A 15745-nucleotide genomic window follows, 5' to 3' on the forward strand; every position below is an offset into this window, starting at 1 on the left:
CAGTTCATCCCCGCCATGGTGCGGTGCACGCCCGGTGCACTAGAACTACGGATGCAAGGTACGGATCGACGACGAGTTCGACCCCGGGGAGCCACGCCATGCCACCAGCCGCACCCGCCACCGCGCTGCTGTTCAGGTCCGTACGGCCTGGTGGCGGGCCGTCGATGCCCGTACCGCCGGTGGGGCAGCGCAGGTGGCGCGGACTCGGCGTCGGCCGCCTGGTGCTCTGGCAGACGGCGGCGCTGGGCGCGGTGGCCGCCGGCGGCCCGTACGACGCGGTCGGCGGCACGGCCACCGCGGCGGCGGCGGTCGTGGTACTCGGTACCGGGGTGCGGTGGCGCGGCCGGTGGCTGTCCGACTGGGTGGCGGTCCGGCACCGCTTCCGGCGTCGTTCGCGACGCCCGTTGCCGGCGTTGCCCACGCTGCGGATCCGCACCGACGCCGACCGGGCGGGCAACCGGGTCGGGCTCGCCGGCGACGGCAACTCGTGGACCGCGCTGCTGCGCGCCGAACCCGACGGCGACCTCGACGACCTGCTGCGCCGGCTGGTGGCCCGCTACGACGACCCCGACCTGCCGCTGGCCGGCGCGCAACTGGTCGACTGGCACTCCCCGGGCACCGGCAACGCGGCCCGGTGGATCGCCATCCGGCTCGACCCCGCGACGGCCACCCGGGCGGTGCTGGCCCGGGGCGGCGGCCAGCCCGGCGCGGTACGTGCCGCCGGCGCCGCCGCGCTGCGACTCGCCGCCGACCTGCACGCCGCCGGGCACCAGGTCACCGCGCTCGACGGCGGTCAACTGCGCGACGCGTGGGCCACCGTGCTCGGCGTCGACCCACGGCGCGGGGGCGATCCGGGCACCGAGACCTGGCACCACTGGTCGCTGGGCATGCTGCACCAGGTCTGCTACCGGCCACGCCGGGCTGTCCGGAACCTGGCCGGGGCCGCGGCGCTGCTCCGCCGGCACGCCGCCGCACCGGCCCTGGTCAGCGCCGTGTCGGTGCGGTGGGACCGGCAGCGGGGCGGCGGTACCCGCAGCACGGCGCTGATCCGGGTCGCGGTGCCCGCCGGCCCGGCCCGGGAGGCGGTCGCCGACAAGGCCCGGCAGGCCACCGCCGGGCTCGGCGGGAACCTGGTGCCACTGGACGGGGCACATGCCGAGGCGGCGTGGGAGACGCTGCCGCTGGCAGGCCTGCCGGTGGGTTAGCCGCCCCATGCGCGTACCGCGCCGTAGATGTCGAGCACCGCGCCCGCCACCGGCACCAGACCGACCAGCGCCAGGAACTCGACCACGTCGAGCAGCCGGCCCCAGTACGGCGACGGTGTGTTGGCGGCCGCCCGGACCGCGTACGTCGCGCAGACCACTCCGGTCACCAGGAGCAGCGCGGCGAGGAACAGCCGCGTCCCGGGGCCGCCGGCCAGGCCCGCCCGGGCCGTCAGGCCCAGCACCGACCCGGCGCCGGCGACCAGCAGCGCCGCCCGCTGGCCGAGGCCGACGTAGGCACGGGCGCGCAGCAGCAGGCCGGTGCCGGCCAGCCCGGCCAGCGCCCACGCCCAGCGCCCGCCGGTCAGCAGGAGTATCCCGGCGCAGCAGGCCACGATGACCGCCAGGCCACACAACAGACCGGTCAGGACCCGCTCGGCCGCCTCGGTGTCACCGACCACCTCGGGCCCGAGGGTGGGCCGCTCGTCCCGGCGGAACGCCTCCACGTCGGTCGGCACGCCCGGTAGCGGCAGCCGGCCGAGCCGCAGCGCGAGCATCGGCAGCGCCGGGCTGGCCATCACGGCCGCGCAGCAGGTGACCGCCGCGACCGAGGCGGGCGAGGCGGCGGTGAGCAGGTCGGCGAGCGCGCCGAGAGTGCCGACCGCGGCGGCCACCGCGGCGGCGGCGAACCGCTGTTCGGCCACCACCACGGCGGCCAGCGCCGTGTAGAGGGTGGCCGCCGCGCCAGCCAGGGCCAGCCGGCCCGCGGACAGCCCCATCGCCGCGCCCGGACCGGCGGTCACCGACAGCCCGCCGATCAGCGCGGCCGGCACGCCACCGGCGGCCACCGCCGCGCCGAGCCCCCGATCGCCGTACGCCCGCGACAACGCCCCGCCGGCGACCAGCAGCACCACGGCCAGGGTGCCGGCGAGCAGCGCGGTGGTCAGCGCGGGCAGCCCGCTGTACCCGACCGCGACCGCGACCGCGGTGAAGGCCAGCGCGGCGACGGCACCGCCGACCCTCCGCGACACCGCCGCCCGCCACACGCCGGGCCGGTCCGCGGCGGCACTCGCGATGGCATCCACCACGTCGTCGAAGAGCATCGGGGTGGCCCGCCGGTCGACCGTGCCCAGGTAGAGCACTTCGCCGTCGCGTACGCCGGCGCCGCTGACCGTGACCGCGCCGTCGAGCGGTGGGCCACCGAAACGGCGCAGCTCCCAGCCGACCCCGCCGGCCCGGTCGGCGTTCGTGGCGAGGAGCCGGACCAGTTGCGGAAGCAACTCCGCGACGGTGCTCTGCACCGGCAGCGACACGTCGAGCCGGGCATGTGGCGCCACCACGGTGACGCGCCGGGGAGCGAGCGCAGTGGTCACTGCTGGGCCTCGCCGAGCAGCGGGGCGTACCTCGCCTCGCTGACCGAGGCGAGTTTGGCCAAGCCGTCGTTCACCGCCTCGAGCACGAGTTGGCCGAGGGCCTCGGCGTCGTAGCGGCGCAGCACCTGCGGGTCGATGGTCACGTCCGTGAACCGGCCGTCGCCCTTGAGCTTCACGGTCACGTCGCCGTTGCCGGCGTACCCGGTCACCTCCAGGGCCGCCACCGAGCGCTGGATGTCCTCGATCCGCTGCTGCTGCTCGCGCACCTGGGCGAGCAGATCCTCGATCGCCGGTTCCATCTGTCGTTTCCCCTCCGGTCTCCGCCGCCCGCCGGCGCCGCATCCGCCACCCGGGCTACGGCCGCCGCCCCTGTACGTCGAACAGGATCGACTCACGAGTATGCGTGGCGACGTTCCCGAGGTACACATACTGCGCGGCGGAAGTGTAGGCGTCGATGTAGTCGGCCCGTCCCGGGTCGGTCCGGGCCCACCGTACGGCCTCCTCGGCGGCAGCGCCGTGCAGCGTCCCGACCGGCACGGTCGGCGCCGACCCGCCGGTGCGCAGCTCGTAACTGGCGAGGTCGGCGGCTGCCGTGTAGACGGCGCCGTTGCCGGTCAACTGTGGATGGTGGAACACGTCGGCGGGCAGGCCCTGCGGCAGCACCGGAGCAGGCGCCTGCATGGCACCGGTGACGACGTTGGCCGTCTGCCCGAACGCGAACCCGGCGAACGAGCCGACCTCCGGCAGCTTGCCGACCCCGAACCCGACCACGTCCTTGACCGCGTTGGCGATCGCCACCTGCCGGGCGTACGCCTCCTGCGCGGTCCGGGTGGCCTGCTCGGCGTCCTGCACGTTGGCGTACCAGATGGCGTTGGCGGCCGCGGCGTTGGTCAGGCCGTCCACGTTGCCGGCGTACCGTCCGGCCTGCTCCATCGGGATCGTCCCGGTGTCGGCCTGCCGCAGCAGGTACTCCTGGTACAGGTCGGCGGCCGCGTTGATCTCGTCGCGGCCGTCCTGGGTGACCTGGCCGAGCATCAGCATGTGCCGGGCGTCGGTGCTGCCCAGCCGCTGCGCCGCCGGGTTGGTGTCCAGGCCGTCGAGCGGCTGGGCGTACAGGTCCATGTTCGGCGCGGTGGCCCGGGCGATCGCCTCGGCGAAGTGGGGGTTCTCCCGCATCGCGGCCAGCGTCTGCGGCAGCGACGCCGGCTCGGTGACCGTCTGGGCGAGGTTCACGTACGCGCCGCGAGCCAGGTCGTGTCGCGCGGGATCGGCGCTCGCGGCACCGATCCAGTCGACGACCCGGCCCGCGGTGGCGCCGTCGTCGGCCCACGCGAAGCCGGCCAGCCGGCGCAGCGTCTCGCCGTCGCCGGCCAGTGCCGCGTCGGCGACGTGGTTGCGGGTGGACACGTCGAGCAGCGAGGTCAACGTCGCGTCCACCCGCGGCTTGTCCCAGAGCACCGCGTCATTGGTCGACACGTAGTACCCGGGCTGGCCGGGGTTGTGCCGGGAGAGGTCGTCGAGCCGCTGGGTGACGTCGGCCATCTCGCCGACCCGGCGGGTCACCGCGGCGGAGTAGTCGGCCCCGGCGACGAGGTTCCGGTCGGCCGCGCCGGTCAGCTGGGACAGCGCCTCCCACTGCGCGTAGCGGGGCACGTCGAGCCGGTTGGTGTAGACCGTCTCGCCGAGCACCCCGGTCAGCGGCGCGCGGCCCGGCGTCGACGGCATCTCGTGGGTGAAGCCGAACGAGTTGGTGCCGATGTTGGTCTCGGTGGCGGCCCGGGTGTGCACGAGGTCGCGGACCGCGGCGGGCAGGTCGGCCGGGTCCCGCGACAGGATCAGGATGCCGTTGCCGACGGTCCGCAGCATCTCCTGTCGGTCGGCGGCGGCGAAACCGGGAGCAATCTCCCCGAACAGGCCGAACAGGCTGGTCTGGTAGCGGTGCTCGGTGGCGTTGAGGTAGGCCGGCAGGTCGAACACCCGGTCGCCGAGCGCGCCGTGGAACGCGGTGAGGAAGGCCTTGTCCGCGGCCGACGGCGGCTGCGCGGCGCGTGCCCGGTCGGTGACCACCGCGAGTTGCGTCATGGCCTGCCGGAACTGCGCCGGCGCGACGTCCCCGGCGAGCGCGGCCCGCACCGTCTCCCCGGCGGTACGCCCGTCGGCGCCGGCCGCGGCGGTCGACCCGGCGGTACCCGCGGGGGACGACCCGCCGAGTTCGGCGGCGACCTGCGCCAACACGACGCCGAGCCGCTCGTGGACGCCGCGCATCGCGGTCACCGCCTGCTCCCCGACGGTGCGGGCCTGCTGGATCAGCACGCCGATCTGGCTGATCGGCACCGCGCGGGCGGCGGCCACCAGGAGCTGGGCGTTCGCCCGGAAGCGGGCGATGACCACGTCGCCGGTACCGGCCGCCGCCTGCAACCCGCCGGCCGCGCGCTCCAGCGCCGCCGCGTGCCGGCGCAGCCGCGCCTCGGTGCCGTCGAGCCCCGTGGTGACCCGGCAGGAGGCGGAGCCGAACGCGTCGTACGCGGAGCCGTGCCAGTGCGCCCCGAGCCCGCAGCGGCGGCGGTCCAGGTCGCTGGAGACGCCCGCCGTCCGGTCGGCGACGGCGAGATAGGCCTGGGCGGTGGCCCGGAGCCCGGCCGGGTCGCCGGTGACCTGCCGGCGGTACTCGGTGAGCACCGTGGCGTACCGCTCGAGCAGCCAGGACAGTACGCCGGACAGGTCCATGGTGCTGCGGGCCAGGACGGGGAGGACGCCGGTCACCGGTCAGTCCACCTTGACCGAGCCGTCGGCACCGACGCTGATGTCGGCGTCGACGGTCTGTCCACCCGAGCTGGCGGTGACCTCGATGTCGAACGCGCGCCCGGTGTCGACAGGCACCTCGACCGTCACCGACAGGTCGCCCTTGGTGGCGGTGACCGTCACGTCGCCGTCGCCACCGGAGCCGCCTGGCGCGGGTACGGGCACGCCAACCGGCGCGGCCGGCGGGATCGGCAGGGTCTGCACCGGGCCGGTGGGCGTCGTCGTCACCGGCGCCGCACCGGAGAGCGAGGACTGTCCGGGTTGGACCGCGACCCACTGGTCGGTGCCGAGCGCCGACGGCGTGTAGCTGCTCATCGACCCGCCGGCCGGATAGCCCGCGCCGGTGAACGACGGCATGCCGTAGCCCCCGGTGCCGTAGCCGCCGCCCAGGGCGGCCTGCCCCGCGCCGGTGGCGACGCTGGCCATCGGTGGCGGCGCGAGCACCGGATTGCCCGCGCTCCCGGCCGGCAGCGCCGGAGCGGGCGTCGCCCCGCCGTCGTTGTTCTTCGAGAACAGCTGCTCGACCTGGTCGACGATGCCGGCCAGGCCGGTCAGGATCTGGCCGAGGTTGGTCACCCCGATGGCGGTGAGGATGCCGCCGATGCCGGTGAGGAAGGCCTTGAGGATGCCGGTGGTGCTGACCGCGAGCGCCCGTCCGGCCGCTTGGGTGTACGGGTTGGACATCAGCGCGGCGACCGTCGGGTTGACCGCGCCGATCACCGCCCGGTACGCCGTCTGCGCGGTGGTCAGCTGCGCGGCGGCACCCTCCAGTTCGCGGATGCCGGCGTACACGGTCTCGATGATCTTCTGGAAACTGGCGAAGGAGCTGTTCAGCTTCTGCACCACGGATTCGCTGGCCGACCCGGCGGACCAGACCTCACGGAGCTGCTCGCGGGCCCGCTCCAGGTCGGCGAGGAGGGTGACCAGCCGGGCCACCCGCGCGGTCATGGCGGCGGCATGGGCGAGGATGGCCGCCGGGTCGCCGCCCACGATCGAGGGCAGCGCGACGGTGCCGGGCCCGCGCCCGCCGGCGGCGGCGTCCATCGCACCCGAGTTGGGGATGTCAAGCACGGCGCACCTCTCTCGGCGTCACGTCGTCGGGATTCACCACAGCGCTGTCGCGTCCGTCATCGGCCGGTAGACGCGCACGCGCCCGAACTCGGCCGCCGAGCCGACCGCGCCGTGGTTGTAGAGCTGGCCGTTCGCGCCGGCGACACCGATCACCGGGCCGCCGTCACCGGTGAACGGCTGCACGACGACCACGTCGCCGGGGTGCACCAGGCCGGAGACGTCCCGCCCGCTGCCCGAGTACACCGCCAGCAGACCGACCCGTTCCTGGTTGGCGGGGCTGCGGTCGAGCCAGTCGGCGAAGTCCCGCGCGTCGCGGAAGGTCACCTCGGTCAGCGGGCGGGCGGAAAGCTCGCCGAGACCGGCCCGGCCCAGGTAGTTCAGCACGTTGCCGACCGACCCGGGCTCACCCGCCGCGCCCGCGCTGTCGTTGGCCGCGTAGCCGGCGAGCGCGGCACCGGGTTCCGTGCCGGGCGACGGACCGGCGCCGGCTGGCGATCCGCCGAGCGCGGCGGCGACCGCCCGGTCGGCGTCGTCGTAGTCGTTGGCGCTGCGGTGCACCAGGTCGTTGACCTCCTGCAACAGCTGAAGCAGCGTCCGCATGGTGCCGACGACCTGCCCCTGCATCGCGACGTTCGCCGAGGCGACCGGCGAGCCGAGCTTCGCGAACGACGTCGGCGCGACGGTCAACCGCTCCAGCTCCACCACCGTGCTGTACGCCTGGAGCAGGATGCCGACGACGTTGCCGACCACTCCGCGTACGGCGTCCGGCCGCACGTTGTAAGACGAGCCTGTCGTCATCGTTGGCACCTTCCCGCCAGATCGCCCGGCCCGTGCCACGCCGGGCCGGGCAGCTCCACCGCCTGAGGCGGCTTCCGGATGGTTGCGGGTCATCGTAGGTTGGTGCGCGCGAGCCCTTAAACGGCAAAACTACCCACGACCTGCCCCGTCAAAGTGACCACGGGTTACCGAGCCCATCGGGCCGAGGAGGCACCGCCGGATGTCTGTCGACACCTTCCGTCGTCGCCGGGCCATGCTGCCCGAACCACCGCGCGGTGAGATCATGCTGCAGGCTCCGCCCGCCCTGCCCCGCGGCGGCGGCCAGGGCGGCATGCAGCTGATGTTCATGCTGCCGATGATGCTCGGCATGGGGGCCATGTCGTTCGTCTACATCGGCCGGTCCGGCGGGGCGATGACCTGGATCTTCGGCGCGCTGTACATCAGCGCCATGGTCGGCATGCTGGTGATGAGCCTGTCCCGCGGCGGCGCCTCGAAGAAGGCCCAGATCAACGACGAGCGACGCGACTACCTGCGCTATCTCAGCGGGCTGCGGGGGCAGGTCCGTGAGGTGGCGGTCCGCCAGCGGGAGGCGGCCCTGGCGGCGCTGCCCGACCCGGCCGACCTGTGGTCGTTCGCCGGCACGGAGCGGCTCTGGGAGCGGGCGCGCACCGATCAGGACTTCGGCCGGGTACGGGTCGGCACCGGGCCGCAGCGGCTGGCCACCGCGCTGCGCGCGCCGCAGACCGCCCCGCTGGAGGACCTCGACCCGGTGTCGTCCACCTCGCTGCGGCACTTCATCCGCACCTACGCCACCGTCGGAGAGCTGCCGGTCGCGGTGTCGCTGCGCTCGTTCCAACGGGTCACCCTGACCGGCGACCGCCCCGAGATCCTGGACCTGGCCCGAGCCCTGCTGGCCCACCTGGCGACCTTCCACTCCCCGGACGACCTGCGCGTCGCCGCCTGCGTCGGACCGGACCGGCAGGACGGCTGGGACTGGCTGAAGTGGCTGCCCCACGCCGTGCACCCGGGCCGGGCCGACGCCAGCGGACCGACCCGACTGGCCGCCCCCAACCTCACCGAGCTGGCCGCGCTGCTCACCGACGACCCGGCCGCCCCGGCGACCCGCGGCCCGTTCAGGCCCGGGGCCCGACCCGAGGCGCCGCACCTGCTGATCCTCCTCGACGGCGGTGGCACGCTGCCCGACGCCGGCCTGGACCCACCCGGCGGGCTGGCCGGCACCACCGTCCTCGAGATCGGCGGCGGCCCCGGCGGCGGCGCACACGGTCTCGACCTGATGATCTCCGAGGGGCGCCTCGGCATGCGCACCCAGGACGGTGTCGCGCTGGTCGGCGTACCGGACCGGCTCAGCGTCGCCGGTGCCGAGGTGGTCGCCCGGCAGCTCACCGCGCTGCACACCGGCACACCGGCGGCCAGCGAACAGCCGATGTCCACCACCTTCGGCCTGGCCGACCTGCTCGGCATCGGCGACCCGCGCCGGCTGGACCCGGCGGTCACCTGGCGGCCCCGGTCGGCCCGGGACAGGCTGCGCATCCCGATCGGTGTGGACCTCGACGGGCGCCCGGTCGACCTGGACCTCAAGGAGTCGGCCGAGGGCGGCATGGGCCCACACGGGCTGGTCATCGGCGCCACCGGCTCCGGCAAGAGCGAGCTGCTGCGGACCCTGGTCACCGGTCTCGCCGCCACGCACTCCTCGGAGACGCTCAATCTCGCACTCATCGACTTCAAGGGCGGCGCCACCTTCGCCGGCATGACCGACCTGCCGCACACCTGCGCCGTGATCACCAACCTCGCGGCCGACCTGACGCTGGTCGACCGGATGGCCGACGCGCTCCGGGGCGAGCTGGTCCGCCGCCAGGAGCTGCTGCGCGCCGCCGGCAACTACGCCTCGGTACGCGACTACGAGCGGGCCCGGGTCGAGGGCGCCGCGCTGCAACCGTTGCCCTCACTGCTGGTGATCATCGACGAGTTCAGCGAGCTGCTGTCCAGCCGGCCCGAGTTCATCGACCTGTTCGTGATGATCGGCCGGCTCGGGCGCAGCCTCGGCGTGCACCTGATGCTCGCCTCGCAGCGGTTGGAGGAGGGCCGGCTGCGCGGCCTGGACAGCCACCTCAGCTACCGGATCGGGCTGCGCACGTTCTCCGCCGCCGAGAGCCGGGCGGTGCTCGGGGTGTCCGACGCGTACGAACTGCCGTCGGTGCCCGGCTCGGCGTACCTGAAGTGGGACACCACCACCCTGCAACGGTTCAAGGCCGCGTACGTCTCCGGCGAGCTGCCACCCGAGCAGACGGCGGCCGTGCCCGAGGAGATCCCGTACGAGCGACGGGTCCTGCCGTTCGGGCTCGCCCCACTGACGGTGGCCGACCCGGTGAACGCGCCGGCCCCGGCGGCCGACGCCGGCACCACGTCGCCCAACGGTGGGACGGTGCTGAGCGCGATGATCGGCCGGCTGCTCGGCAAGGGACCCGCCGCGCACCAGATCTGGCTGCCGCCGCTGGCCGAACCGCCCACCCTCGACCAACTGCTGCCGCCGCTGGGCATCGACCCGCGGCGCGGCCTGAGCCCGGTCGGGTGGGCCGGCAACGGCCAGCTCACGGTGCCCTTGGGCATCGTGGACAAACCGTACGAGCAGCGCCGGGACCTGCTCTGGACCCAACTGTCCGGGGCGGCCGGGCACGCGCTCGTGCTCGGCGCACCGCAGAGCGGCAAGAGCACCCTGCTGCGTACCCTGGTGACCGCGCTGGCGCTCACCCACACCCCGACCGAGGTGCAGTTCTTCCTGCTCGACTTCGGTGGCGGCGGCCTGGCCAGCCTGTCCGGCCTGCCCCACGTCAGCGGCTACGCCAACCGGATGGACACCGAGCGGGTCCGCCGGATCATCGCCGAGCTGACCGGCCTGCTGGCCGAGCGGGAGCGGTCGTTCGCCGCGCACGGCATCGACTCGATCGCCGACTTCCGCCGCCGGCCCCCGCCCAGCCCGGACGGGCGGAACTTCGGCGACGTCTTCCTGGTCGTCGACGGCTGGATGACCCTACGCCAGGAGTTCGAGCCGCTGGACGAGTCGGTCACCACCCTCGCCGGCCGAGGTCTCGGGTTCGGCCTGCACGTCGTCCTGTCGGCCAACCGGGCGATGGAGATCCGACCGGCGCTGCGCGACCTGATCGGCACCCACGTCGAGCTGCGCCTCGGCGACGCGGCCGACTCGGCGTACGACCGGCGGGCCGCGGCCAGCGTGCCGAAGGGCGTACCGGGACGCGGGCTGACCGCCGACAAGCTGCACTTTCTCGGCGGGCTGCCCCGCATCGACGGCCACACCTCGGTCGCCGACCTGCCGGACGGCGCCAGTGACCTGGTCAAGCAGGTGGACGCGAGCTGGCACGGCCCGCGCGCTCCCCAGGTGCGGCTGCTGCCCCGGCTGGTGCCGGCCGCCGAACTGCCCGGCCCCGTCCCCGGCGACCGGCGGATCCCGATCGGCCTGGCGGAGGCGGACCTGGGCCCCGCCCACCTGGACTTCGACGCCGATCCGCACTTCATCGCCTTCGGCGACGTGGAGTCCGGCAAGAGCGGCCTGCTGCGGGTGATCGCCCGACAGATCGCGGCCCGCTACCCGGTGGCCGACGCCGCCGTCATCATCGCCGACTACCGGCGCGGCCTGGTGGACGCGCTCAGCGGCGAGCACCTGCTCGGCTACGCCGGCAGCGAGCCGGTGCTCACAAAGCTCGTCACCGAGGCCGCCGAGGGGCTGCGGCGGCGGCTGCCCGGCCCGGAGCTGACCGCCGCCCAACTGCGCGACCGGAGCTGGTGGACCGGCCCGGAGCTGTTCATCCTCGTCGACGACTACGACCTGGTCGTGTCACCCAGCCACAACCCGCTCGCGCCCCTGCTGGAGTTCCTGCCCCAGGCCAAGGACGTCGGCCTGCACCTGGTGGTCACCCGCCGTTCCGGTGGCGCCAGCCGCAGCCTGTTCGAGCCGGTCGTGCAGCGGCTACGTGACCTGGGCACGCCCGGTCTGCTGCTGTCCGGGTCCCGGGACGAGGGCGCGTTGCTGGCCGACGTCAAGCCCAGCAAGCAGCCGCCCGGCCGCGGACAGCTGGTGGACCGGCGCACCGGGGTCTCGCTGGTGCAGGTCGCCTGGGCCGGGACCGAGCCCACCTGATCCGGGTCCCGGACACCGCTGGTCCGGCCGGCCGGCGCGCGGCGCCGGTCGGCCGGCCAACCGGGGCCGTGTGGGTAATAGTGCCGTGTCCGTGACGGGTACTTGTGCCGTACTAACGATGGGTGACGACTGAATAGCATCCCCAGCGTGTACGGCGCCGCGAGTCGGCGCGCGACTCCGCCAAGAGGAGGTGACCCGACGTGGCCAGTCCCGGATACCAGAGCGATGCCGCCGCGATGACGCGAGCGGTCAGCGGGTTCGACGAAGCCGCCACCAACGCGGCTCGGACCATGTCCGAGCTGGAGAGCGAGCTCGTGTCGGTACTGAGCCGGTACGCCGGTAACCAGGCCACCGCGTTCTGGCAGCTGCAAGGCCGGCTGCAGGAGAGCATGCGGATCGCCTCACGAGAACTGCAGACCATGTCCGGTCTGGTGAACGAGAGCTTCCGCAACTACAACACCGGTGACGTGGCGGCCGCCGACTCCCTGCGGGGCCTCACCGGCGCCGTGGGCGAGGGCAGCGCCGTGCTCAGCCGGCTGGCCGGTGCCTAGACCCTCTGCCCGGAAGGGGTGATGTGAGATGTCCGCCGATGTGATCAACGTCGAATTCGCCGCGCTGCGTGCCGCCGCCGACTCGTTGCAGGTCAAGGCCCGGGCGCTGAACAGCCACATGGACCAGCTGCAGAGCAGCCTGGCCCCGATCAAGCAGACCTGGTACGCCTCCGGCAGCACCGCCGGCCAGTCCGCGGAGCAGTCCGAGACGCGGCTGCGGGCGGCACTGGCCGACATCATCGCGGTGATCGGTCAGTTCTCCGGCAAGGTGCACGAGGCGCACGACACCCAGTTGGCGTTGGAGAACCGGAACACCAGCTTCTTCGCCTGAGCCGGGCGATCGGCGGCGTGCGGTGCGGGCGGACAGCCCCCACGGCACGCCGCCGCCCCACTTGCCGCCGCCCGCTGGCGGCGTTGTTCTCAGCCGAGCTCCGAGACAGGAGAGCGCGACGATGTCCCAGGAGGAGTCGTTCCGGGTCCACCTCGAATCGCTGCTGGCGTTCGCCCGCGAGTTGGAAGACCAACTGGAGGCGATGCGCAGGCCGACGGACGGCCTCGGACAGTTGCGTATCCGGCCGGTGCTGCTCGGCGAGTTCGGTGAGGCGGTGTCGCTGGCCGATCGGCACCGGGCCGCCGCCGAGCAGATGCACGAACTGCTGCACACCGTGCGGGAGGCGATCGCCTTCGCCAACGACGTGACCCGCATGATCGCGGACGGGTACGCCGACCACGACTTCGGCGTCGCCACGTCGTTCCGGGCCCACGGAAGGGACTGACACGATGCCGCGTCGACGCGGTCGGGCGCGTACCGACTTCAGCCAGTACAGCCATCAGCAACTCGCGCAGATGCTGCACGCCGGCAAACCGGAATCGGTGGTCGAGGCGGCGGAGGGCTGGGCAGCCGCCGGCACCGCGCTGCACGAGCGCGCCGGCGACATCGAACGCCAGCTCCGCGAGTTCGAGCAGTGGTGGGACGGCGGCGCCGCCCGGCAGTACCAGACGATGATCAACGATCTGACCTCGGGTATCCGGCAGGTCGCCAACACCGCGTACTCGGTGCGGGACCTGGCCCACTCGTCCGCCGACGCGCTCCGTGCGGCCCAGAAGGCGATGCCCGCGCCCGTCGCGGTACCCGACGTCGCTCCCTCCGTCATCGCCGCCGCGACGACGCCGTTGGTCGTGCCCGCGGACACGCCACCCGTCATGGTCGACGCGCTCCGCCAGCAGCAGGCCGAGGCGGCCACCGAGGTCCGGGCCCAGCAGCAGGCGCAGGCCGCCTCGAACGCGGCACACCAGCAGGCGGTGCAGGTGATGGCCACCCTCGCCGCCGACTACGTCACGAACGAGGACGCGATGCCGGTCACCCCGCGCGCCGCGTCCAGACCCACCACCGGCACGCCCATCGAGGAACCGCCGCCGGTCGCGCCCGCCCTGCCGCTGGTTCCGCAGCCCGGTGGCGAGGCGCCGTCCGTACCGGTCGAGACGCCTCCGACCGGGACTCCGGCCGAGCCGGGCCAGGCGCCGCCGGCGGCCCAACCCCGGCCGCTGTTCGGCACGATGTTCACCGCCGGGCTGGCTGCCGCCGCCGCCGCGCTCGGCGGGCGGTTCGCCACCGTGCCACCCGGGCTGGGCGCCAAACCGAAGACCGAGAACAAGGGTACGGAGCACAAGGGTGGCGCCCCGGTGGCGACGGCCGACGGCGGGGGTGCCGGCACCGGCGCCCGGATGTCCGCTGGCGGCGTGGGTGGCGGCGGGGGCGGAGGCGGCGCGGGCGTCGACCTGTCGCCGGTGGCGAACCAGTCCCTGGCTGGTCAGGCCGGCGGTCCGGCGGCGAGCGGGCTCGCCGGAGTCGCGGGAACCGCCGCCGGGATGGCCGCGGCGAAGGGCATGGCCGGCGGCTTCATGCCCGCGATGCCCTTCGCCCCGATGGGCGCGGGCGAGGGGGCCGGCGGCCGGCGCATCCCGCCCTGGCTCGTCGAGACCGAGGACGTGTGGGGCGAGCAGTCGGTGGTGACGCCGGCGGTCATCGGCGAGGAGCCCGAGCCGGGTCAGCCGGGCGGCCGGTCATGGAGGTGACCGCCGCCGGATTCCGCGCCGTTCCGAGCGCCCTGGACACCGCGGCGAGCGAACTCACCGGAAACGCCGAGCGGTTGAACACCATCCGCGGGCAGCTCGCCACACCGGCCATCGACGGCAGCGCGTTCGGGTTGGTGCCGCAGTCCCAACGGGTCATGCAGGCACACGGAAGCAGTCTGCAACTCAGCACCGTCGAGTTGGAGTCGGCGGCGACGCAGACCCGGCGGCTGGCCACCGGGGTGACCGCCGCGGTGACGAACTACCGGCGGGGTGACAACCAGGCGAGCCAGGCCTTCCGGCAGCTGCTGAGCGGCCAGGCCGGTGGCACCACGCTGGCCGCCGCCGGGGCCGCCGCGCCCGCCGGCACCGCCCCGTTCGGCGCCCGGATCGCGGCCAACCGGGCGGCGGTCACCGCCGAGCTGGCCGTCGAACGGCAGCGCCTCGCCGGCTATCAGGCCCAGCTCACCGGGGACCGGTCCGACGACCACCGGCTGAGCCAGACCATCGCCAAGTCGCAGGCGCGCATCGACCTGTACGAGAGCGTCATCGCCGAGAACCGCAAGATCCTCTCGTTCGACCCGTCCGGTGACGGATCGATGGTGGAGCTGGTCGGCGACATCGACGCCGGCACCCGCAACGTCGCGGTCTTCGTCCCCGGCACCACCTCCGAGCTGGCCAACTTCGAGCGCTACCACGACGGCGCGCTCGGCTTCGTCGACGCGGCCCCTCGCCGGGACCTGGCCATGGTCGTCTGGTTGGACGGTGACCTGCCGTCCAACCTGTTCCCGCAGGCGCCGTCGGCCCGCTTCGCCGACGAACTCGGGCCCAGACTCGCCGACTTCTCCGGCCAACTGCGCGCCGAGATCGCCGGCTCCGCCGCAGCGGGCAACGACGTGCAGATCACCTACGCCGGCCACTCGTACGGCGGTGCGGTGGTCGGGACCGCCGAGCAGCACGGGCTGGACGCCGACCGGATCCTGCACATCGAGTCGGCGGGCATGGGCCACCGCGTGGACGGGCCGGAGGACCTGCGTCCGGTCCAGCCCGACGTGCAGCGCTACTCGATGACCGCGCCGGGGGATCCCATCACCTGGGTCCGGGACATCAGCATCGGCAACTGGGGGCACGGGGCCGACCCGGACGAGTTCCCGGGTGTGGTTCGGCTGGAGACCGGCAACTACGCCGACGGCCGACCACTGCAGGGCAGTGCCGCGCACTCCGGCGTGCTCACCTACCACAGTGACGCCTGGTGGAACATCTACCAGGTGTTCACCGGTGGTCCGCTCGTCACGGTACCGTCGGCGCCGTGACCGAGCCGATCGACTTCGCGCCCCTGGCCGCCGTGGCCGGGCCGTTGCGGGCCGTGCTGGACGACATCGCCGCGCGGTTCGGCGCCGACGTCCGGATCAGCCGCGACGAACAGCTCGACTGCGACCCGTTCCGGCCGGCCGGCGTGCCGAGCGAGTCGGTGCGCTGGGAGTACAACCTGCGGGTCCCCGCCCGGCCCGGTGCCGTCGAGATCCTGCTGACCGAGGTGGTGCCCCAGCTGGGCGCGGACGGGTGGCGGACCACCGACCGCAGCGGCGACGCCGAGGTGGCCTACCAGTTCCAGCGGGACGGGGCGAATCTCGGCGTACACATCTCCCGGGACGGCACGGGCGACGTGGTGGTGGGCGGATCGAGCCGTTGCGTGCCGACCGGGGCGCGCTGACGCGGCGG

At 74.2% G+C, this 15745-nt stretch carries 13 protein-coding genes; 8 read left to right on the plus strand and 5 right to left on the minus strand.

All coding sequences use genetic code 11. The features are described 5' to 3' along the window. The first annotated feature begins 98 nt into the window (after positions 1–98). Entirely contained in the window at positions 99–1205 is a 1107-nt protein-coding gene (locus tag ACGFIR_RS25260; RefSeq protein ID WP_393147518.1) for a type VII secretion protein EccE, read from the plus strand. On the opposite strand, the gene eccD is transcribed toward ACGFIR_RS25260, so the two are convergent. The 5 genes from eccD to ACGFIR_RS25285 are packed head-to-tail and all read right to left on the minus strand — an operon-like array spanning position 1202 to position 7246. Then, positions 1202–2575 carry a type VII secretion integral membrane protein EccD gene (gene eccD, locus ACGFIR_RS25265; RefSeq protein ID WP_393147520.1) on the minus strand — a complete coding sequence of 458 codons (1374 nt, stop codon included), beginning with the start codon at positions 2573–2575 and terminating at the stop codon, positions 1202–1204. The genes ACGFIR_RS25260 and eccD overlap by 4 nt on opposite strands. After that, the gene (locus ACGFIR_RS25270; protein WP_393006542.1) at positions 2572–2874 is read right to left on the minus strand and encodes a YbaB/EbfC family nucleoid-associated protein; all 303 of its coding nucleotides are present in this window, start codon (positions 2872–2874) and stop codon (positions 2572–2574) included. The genes eccD and ACGFIR_RS25270 overlap by 4 nt, the downstream gene beginning before the upstream one ends. A gap of 55 nt (positions 2875–2929) precedes the next feature. After that, positions 2930–5338 carry a WXG100 family type VII secretion target gene (locus ACGFIR_RS25275; RefSeq protein ID WP_393147522.1) on the minus strand — a complete coding sequence of 803 codons (2409 nt, stop codon included), beginning with the start codon at positions 5336–5338 and terminating at the stop codon, positions 2930–2932. 3 nt (positions 5339–5341) lie between these two features. Further along, positions 5342–6448, minus strand: a complete 1107-nt coding sequence (locus tag ACGFIR_RS25280) for a WXG100 family type VII secretion target (protein WP_393147524.1) — start codon at positions 6446–6448, stop codon at positions 5342–5344. Positions 6449–6481: 33 nt separating this feature from the next. After that, positions 6482–7246 (minus strand): WXG100 family type VII secretion target, encoded by a 765-nt coding sequence (locus ACGFIR_RS25285; protein ID WP_393147526.1) that lies wholly within the window; start codon positions 7244–7246, stop codon positions 6482–6484. A 199-nt stretch (positions 7247–7445) separates the two neighbouring features. On the opposite strand from ACGFIR_RS25285, the gene eccCa reads away from it, so the two are divergent. The 7 genes from eccCa (at position 7446) to ACGFIR_RS25320 (ending at position 15737) form a co-directional block, all read left to right on the plus strand. Then, positions 7446–11399 carry a type VII secretion protein EccCa gene (gene eccCa / locus ACGFIR_RS25290; RefSeq protein ID WP_393147528.1) on the plus strand — a complete coding sequence of 1318 codons (3954 nt, stop codon included), beginning with the start codon at positions 7446–7448 and terminating at the stop codon, positions 11397–11399. Positions 11400–11599: 200 nt separating this feature from the next. Further along, positions 11600–11950 carry a WXG100 family type VII secretion target gene (locus ACGFIR_RS25295; RefSeq protein ID WP_393006552.1) on the plus strand — a complete coding sequence of 117 codons (351 nt, stop codon included), beginning with the start codon at positions 11600–11602 and terminating at the stop codon, positions 11948–11950. A 28-nt stretch (positions 11951–11978) separates the two neighbouring features. Further along, on the plus strand, positions 11979–12281 hold the full coding sequence (locus tag ACGFIR_RS25300; protein ID WP_393006554.1) for a WXG100 family type VII secretion target: 303 nt from the start codon (positions 11979–11981) through the stop codon (positions 12279–12281). Between the two features lie 121 nt (positions 12282–12402). Further along, complete coding sequence (locus ACGFIR_RS25305; protein WP_393006556.1) at positions 12403–12726, plus strand: hypothetical protein; 324 nt, start codon at positions 12403–12405, stop codon at positions 12724–12726. A gap of 4 nt (positions 12727–12730) precedes the next feature. Beyond that, positions 12731–14026 (plus strand): WXG100 family type VII secretion target, encoded by a 1296-nt coding sequence (locus tag ACGFIR_RS25310; RefSeq protein WP_393006558.1) that lies wholly within the window; start codon positions 12731–12733, stop codon positions 14024–14026. After that, complete coding sequence (locus ACGFIR_RS25315; protein ID WP_393147530.1) at positions 14017–15336, plus strand: alpha/beta hydrolase; 1320 nt, start codon at positions 14017–14019, stop codon at positions 15334–15336. Before ACGFIR_RS25310 ends, ACGFIR_RS25315 begins: the two co-directional genes overlap by 10 nt. Next, complete coding sequence (locus ACGFIR_RS25320; protein WP_393006562.1) at positions 15333–15737, plus strand: hypothetical protein; 405 nt, start codon at positions 15333–15335, stop codon at positions 15735–15737. The genes ACGFIR_RS25315 and ACGFIR_RS25320 overlap by 4 nt, the downstream gene beginning before the upstream one ends. Positions 15738–15745: the final 8 nt, after the last annotated feature.

The organism is Micromonospora sp. NPDC049051, assembly GCF_043197575.1.
Classification (GTDB): Bacteria; Actinomycetota; Actinomycetes; order Mycobacteriales; family Micromonosporaceae; genus Micromonospora.